Genomic DNA, 5,606 nt, shown 5'->3' on the forward strand with positions numbered 1-5,606 from the left:
AAGACCGCACGAATATAACGGTGGGTTACCCCCAAACGAATCGGAAAATCGATACTGGAAAAACTCTAACTCGGTGGCCAGTTTTTGTTGACCACTTCATTTATGGGGCGGCGCGGTAGCCGCGCATCAGTTGGAAGGTGGCTGGAATGAAGGAGGAAAAGGCATCAGTATCGCTGATGTGATGACTGCTGGCGCTCACGGGGTGCCGCGTGAAGTGACAGAAGGCGTTATCGACGGGCTTAATTATCCCAATCATGAAGCAATTGATTTTTATCATCGCTATAAAACAGATATTCAGTTATTTGCCGAGATGGGATTCAAATGCTTTCGAACTTCCATTGCCTGGACACGAATCTTTCCGCAAGGTGACGAACAGGAGCCGAATGAAGAGGGTTTACAATTTTATGATGATCTGTTCGATGAATGCCTTAAGCAGGGAATGGAACCTGTGGTGACGCTTTCACATTTTGAGATGCCTTATCATCTGGTGACAAAATATGGTGGCTGGCGAAACCGTAAACTGATCGACTTTTTTATCCGCTTCGCATCAACGGTTTTCACGCGCTATAAAGAAAAAGTAAAGTACTGGATGACGTTTAACGAAATCAATAATCAGGTGAATTTCAGCGAAAGCCTGTGTCCATTTACTAATTCCGGTATCTTGTATTCGCCAGAGGAAGATATCAATGAGCGCGAACAAATAATGTACCAGGCGGTACAGACTGGAAAATCGATCAATCCTGAATTTAACATTGGCTGTATGATCGCCATGTATCCCATCTATCCTCTGACGTGTGTACCCAACGATATGATGATGGCCACGAAAGCAATGCATCGTCGTTACTGGTTTACTGATGTTCATGCTCGTGGATATTATCCGCAACATATGCTGAATTACTTTGCCAGGAAAGGATTCAACCTCGATATCACACCAGAAGATAACGCGATTCTTGCCAGTGGTTGTGTCGACTTTATCGGCTTTAGCTACTACATGTCTTTTACGACACAATTTTCGCCCGATAACCCGCAACTGGATTATGTTGAACCACGAGATTTGGTCAGCAACCCTTATATCGATACATCCGAATGGGGATGGCAAATTGATCCGGCAGGGCTACGTTATTCACTCAACTGGTTCTGGGATCATTTCCAGTTGCCGCTGTTTATTGTCGAAAATGGATTTGGTGCGGTTGACCAGAGACAAGCTGACGGCACGGTGAACGATCACTATCGCATTGATTACTTTGCTTCCCATATTCGGGAAATGAAAAAAGCCGTAGTTGAAGATGGTGTTGACTTAATTGGCTACACCCCGTGGGGCTGCATTGACCTGGTTTCTGCCGGAACAGGGGAAATGAAAAAGCGCTACGGAATGATTTATGTCGATAAAGACAACGAAGGGAAGGGAACGCTGGAACGGATACGTAAAGCGTCGTTTTACTGGTATCGGGATCTCATCGCCAACAATGGCGAAAATATTTGAGACTTGAGGAAGATATTACGGAGATGTCAGGCTCTGTGATCAGAGCCTGACAATAACTACATAGCGTGTTGATTATAATAGGGCACGCCGAGCGCATCCGACTTATCACTGCCAGTACCCATGTGATTTAAATCAAACGGTGGTTGTTCCTGCGATGGGGGAACAACCACGACATTGGCACAAGAAGTAACAACTGGCTGCGTGGTTTGTTCCGCAACGCCCTGCGCGGAAAAGAGAATAAGCGCAGCTGCTATTGCGGATGAAAGTGGTTTCATGATTGCCTCAGTGACGTTGTCACGTTATCAACTAGCTATTGTAATGATTTAATGGATGTAAAAAGCGCGATTCGCCCTGCATATTGGTCATCCGGTATTTATGTGGCGGAACATCAAAGTAATTTTTGAAGGTTCGGGTCAGAGTTTGTTGCGACTCGAAGCCATATCGTTCTGCCAGATAGAGTATCGGCTCGTTACTTTCCTTCAGCTTTTGCGCGATTTCCGTCATCTTACGGCTGCGGATGTATTGGCCTAATGAATGACCGGTTTCTTTTTTAAACATCCGTTGCAGGTGCCATTTAGAGTAACCTGAACGCTCTGACACTTTCTCCAGTGACAGTGGCGATTCCAGGTTGTCCTCGATCCAGTCCAAAATGCTATGAATGGTAATAGCGTCAGTATTGCGTCTGGACATCGTCATACCTCTTTTTTGTTTACGGCAGGACTTTCTTAAGCAAATGCTCAAGTGTTGCCACTTCGTCCGCCGTCAGGTTTTTTGTTAATTCTTGATGCAGGTCCTGGCCAACTAATTGATGGCATTGTTCGCATATTGCCGCGCCGCTGGTGGTAAGTTTTACCAGTACGCCGCGCTTATCATTCGGGTTCGGCAACCTTTCAACCCAGCCTTTACAGACCAGGCGATCCAGCATACGGGTCAGTGCTCCAAGGTCGACAGACAACACTTTTTTCAGTTCAACCGGAGTAATACACGCCGCGCAGCGGATAGAGCAGAGCACCTTAAACTGTGCCGCGGTAATATCCAGCGGAGACAGATACTCGTTAAGCAGACGATCTTTCTTCTGATTAACCATATGGATTAAGCGACCCAATGGAATAATTTCATTGAACAGATCGCTGGTACTTTTCACATGAGTTGCCCTGGCAAGTAATTAGTCGCAGGGGGTAATATTGCCCAGGCAAGTATAAGTCAAATAAATGAATTGACCGATGCCACGTTTTGCTAAATCGGTTCAAGTTTTGGTCAATGCGATGCAAGGTTAGCTAAAGAGTGACACTTTATCCTTGTTTACCCCTTATACTTTTCGCTGATAACCCAGATACACTGGATAACAACCACCAATGTTAGATTTGTTTAAAGCAATTGGCCTGGGGCTGGTGGTGTTACTGCCGTTAGCTAACCCATTAACAACTGTCGCGTTATTTCTTGGCCTGGCAGGCAACATGAACAGTGCCGAACGTAATCGTCAGTCGTTGATGGCCTCGGTGTACGTATTTGCCATCATGATGGTGGCGTATTACGCCGGGCAACTGGTGATGGATACATTTGGCATTTCGATTCCCGGTCTGCGAATTGCAGGCGGCTTAATCGTCGCGTTTATCGGTTTTCGGATGCTCTTTCCGCAACAGAAAGCGATTGATTCACCGGAGGCGAAAAGCAAGTCGGAAGAGCTGGAAGATGAACCCAGTGCCAATATTGCCTTTGTGCCGCTAGCAATGCCAAGTACCGCTGGTCCGGGAACCATAGCGATGATTATTAGCTCGGCGTCCACAGTGCGTCAGAGTTCAACCTTCGCTGATTGGGTACTGATGGTTGCGCCGCCGCTGATCTTTTTCCTGGTGGCGGTTATTTTGTGGGGAAGCCTACGCAACTCCGGCGCAATTATGCGGCTGGTGGGCAAGGGTGGCATTGAAGCGATCTCCCGTCTGATGGGATTCCTGCTGGTATGTATGGGTGTGCAGTTTATTATTAACGATCATTAAAACGTACCATTAAAAAAGGCCCGAATGGGCCTTTCAACTATTGCGTCTGTTCTTCGAGTGTCACTGCCAGCGGCGAAATATAATGATTGACCATATTAACGCGGCAAAAGCAGGCACCGCGCCCACATAACCAATCATCGACATTGACCAGTGCAAACTCACCTGATTACCTACCAACGCACCCGCCCCGATTCCAATATTAAATATGCCGGAGAATAGCGCCATCGCGACGTCGGTAGCATCTGGTGCCAGCGCCAGCACTTTAACCTGCATACCAAGCCCGATGATCATCATCGCGATCCCCCAGAAAATACTCAGCACCCCGAGGTGTATTTCACTGTTCGCCGCAGGTAGCAGCAGTGCCAGACACACCAGCAACAGCGCAATCGCCGTACTCACCAACGCAGACGCATACTGATTACCCAGTTTACCGAAAATCACGCTGCCAATAATGCCCGCACCACCGAGTAATAACAGTAATGCCGTGGCAAAGTTGGCGCTGAATCCCGCAATGTTTTGCACAAAAGGCTCGATATAGCTGTATGCCGTGTAATGGGCGGTGACAACCACCACAGTTAACAAATAAATGCTCATCAATGCCGGGCGGCGGAACAATAGCGGGAGGCTTTTCAATGAACCGGAATGCTCACTGGGCAGTAAGGGAAGTAACTTAATCAGGCACAAAAGGGTGATAAGCGCCCCAATACCAATCGCGAAGAAGGTCATTCGCCAACCGAAATACTGCCCCACAATGCGCCCGAGAGGTAAACCTAAGACCATCGCCAGTGCTGTACCGGTGGCAATTAAACTCAAGGCCTGTGCCCGCTTCCCGGCCGGAGCCATACGGATCGCCAGAGACGCCGTAATCGACCAGAAAATCGCATGTGCAAAAGCCACACCAATGCGACTGATCACCAGAACGGTAAAGCTCCACGATAAAAACGACAGTACGTGGCTGGCAATAAACACCACAAACAGGCAGATCAGTAATTTGCGCCGTTCAACCTGACTGGTCATTAACATAAAAGGCAATGACATTAGCGCTACTACCCATGCGTAAATGGTCAACATGATGCCGACCTGAGCGGTTTGCATGTGAAAACTTTGCGCAATGTCAGAGAGCAGGCCAACAGGGACAAATTCGGTGGTGTTGAAGATGAAGGCGGCGACTGCCAGCGTAACGACCCGTAGCCACGCCACTTTGCGGGAAACAGTGTTTGTTGTCATAACAGATTATCGGGTGAGTTGCGAAAAAGTGATGAAATGATCTTAAAACGGTTAATGATGTGAATACAATGCATTTGTGATCTGGATCGCGTTTTCCGTTTCTCTGACGCTGATTCTGTTCCGCGTCAGAGAGTCGGTAACATCACGGTTTAATGACGTTCAGGGAGGTCTGGCGTTTTGGCGGTTGCGGGTATAGGTGGTCTGACAGGGGAGCGAGGCCTGTTTTTCACCAGGTCTTCGTGAGTAACTTTTGGCGGCGTTTCATTTTTTACAAACAGTTTGAGGGTCCTGCGCGCCATATGCTTGATAATTTTATCATCACTTAATGATGCTGGCATCAACATGTCATTCAGATCACTTTCATTGGGATTCATAAATTGGTGATAGTGCAATAACATATTGGCGAAAAATAAAAAAAAGTCCTGAAAATGAGGAGATTCTTGTTCTGCTAAAAGGGATAAAAAGCAGATGCAGACTTCGGGTAGTACATGTTTGTTAGAACCTAATGAATCCATCAGGCTTTGCAATAAATCCTCTTTTAATTCGCCGTCTGTTATGTCGAGAATGGAGGTGATCAAGTTAGGATCTTTATTGACGAACCATCTGTGAACCTCAGAGTTACTCCATAATCGGGGGAGTATGACAAAATTACCGCGAGAGATAAAATTCAGGACAAGCAAATCAAACTGGCGTAAGTAATCTGCAGCGGTATGGTGATCCGGAGGCAGGGGTTCAATATGTGGTGGGTAATGACTCCAACTTATTGATAGTGTTTTATGTTCAGATAATGCCCGATGACCTTGTCATGCAGCTCCACCGATTTTGAGAACGACAGCGACTTCCGTCCCAGCCTTGCCAGGTGCTGCCTCAGATTCAGGTTATGCCGCTCAATTCGCTGC

General features: G+C 47.1%; 4 protein-coding genes and 4 pseudogenes. 2 read left to right on the top strand and 6 right to left on the bottom strand.

Annotated elements, in window-relative coordinates; genetic code table 11:
• Positions 1-100: 100 nt before the first annotated feature.
• Positions 101-1,483: pseudogene (locus BGK49_RS08835) on the top strand (6-phospho-beta-glucosidase); the annotation flags it as partial.
• Between the two features lie 56 nt (positions 1,484-1,539).
• Here the strand turns inward: BGK49_RS08835 and marB are convergent.
• From marB to marR, 3 genes are read right to left on the bottom strand one after another with little or no spacing between them, the layout of a single operon-like run.
• Entirely contained in the window at positions 1,540-1,758 is a 219-nt protein-coding gene (marB, locus tag BGK49_RS08840; protein WP_000803659.1) for a multiple antibiotic resistance protein MarB, read from the bottom strand.
• 31 nt (positions 1,759-1,789) lie between these two features.
• Positions 1,790-2,173, bottom strand: a complete 384-nt coding sequence (gene marA / locus BGK49_RS08845; RefSeq protein ID WP_000091199.1) for an MDR efflux pump AcrAB transcriptional activator MarA — start codon at positions 2,171-2,173, stop codon at positions 1,790-1,792.
• Positions 2,174-2,192: 19 nt separating this feature from the next.
• Complete coding sequence (gene marR, locus BGK49_RS08850) at positions 2,193-2,627, bottom strand: multiple antibiotic resistance transcriptional regulator MarR (RefSeq protein WP_000843419.1); 435 nt, start codon at positions 2,625-2,627, stop codon at positions 2,193-2,195.
• Positions 2,628-2,838: 211 nt separating this feature from the next.
• Between marR and marC the strand changes: the two are divergent.
• Positions 2,839-3,493 (top strand): annotated as a pseudogene (gene marC / locus BGK49_RS08855) (NAAT family transporter MarC).
• 24 nt (positions 3,494-3,517) lie between these two features.
• On the opposite strand, the pseudogene ydeA reads toward marC, so the two are convergent.
• The 3 genes and pseudogenes from ydeA to BGK49_RS26025 all read right to left on the bottom strand — a co-directional run.
• Positions 3,518-4,707, bottom strand: a pseudogene (ydeA, locus tag BGK49_RS08860) (L-arabinose MFS transporter).
• 149 nt (positions 4,708-4,856) lie between these two features.
• Positions 4,857-5,456, bottom strand: a pseudogene (gene yneK / locus BGK49_RS26020) (putative protein YneK); the annotation flags it as partial.
• 11 nt (positions 5,457-5,467) lie between these two features.
• A partial coding sequence (locus tag BGK49_RS26025; protein ID WP_021514769.1) for an IS1 family transposase occupies positions 5,468-5,606 on the bottom strand: 139 nt, incomplete at its 5' end.

This window comes from Shigella sp. FC1544, from assembly GCF_001722145.1.
Classification (GTDB): domain Bacteria; phylum Pseudomonadota; class Gammaproteobacteria; order Enterobacterales; family Enterobacteriaceae; genus Escherichia; species Escherichia coli.

Excerpts from the sequence above, each read along its gene's own strand:
- marB (WP_000803659.1), bottom strand. The coding sequence starts at position 1,758 with ATGAAACCACTTTCATCCGCAATAGCAGCTGCGCTTATTCTCTTTTCC.
- marA (WP_000091199.1), bottom strand. The coding sequence starts at position 2,173 with ATGTCCAGACGCAATACTGACGCTATTACCATTCATAGCATTTTGGAC.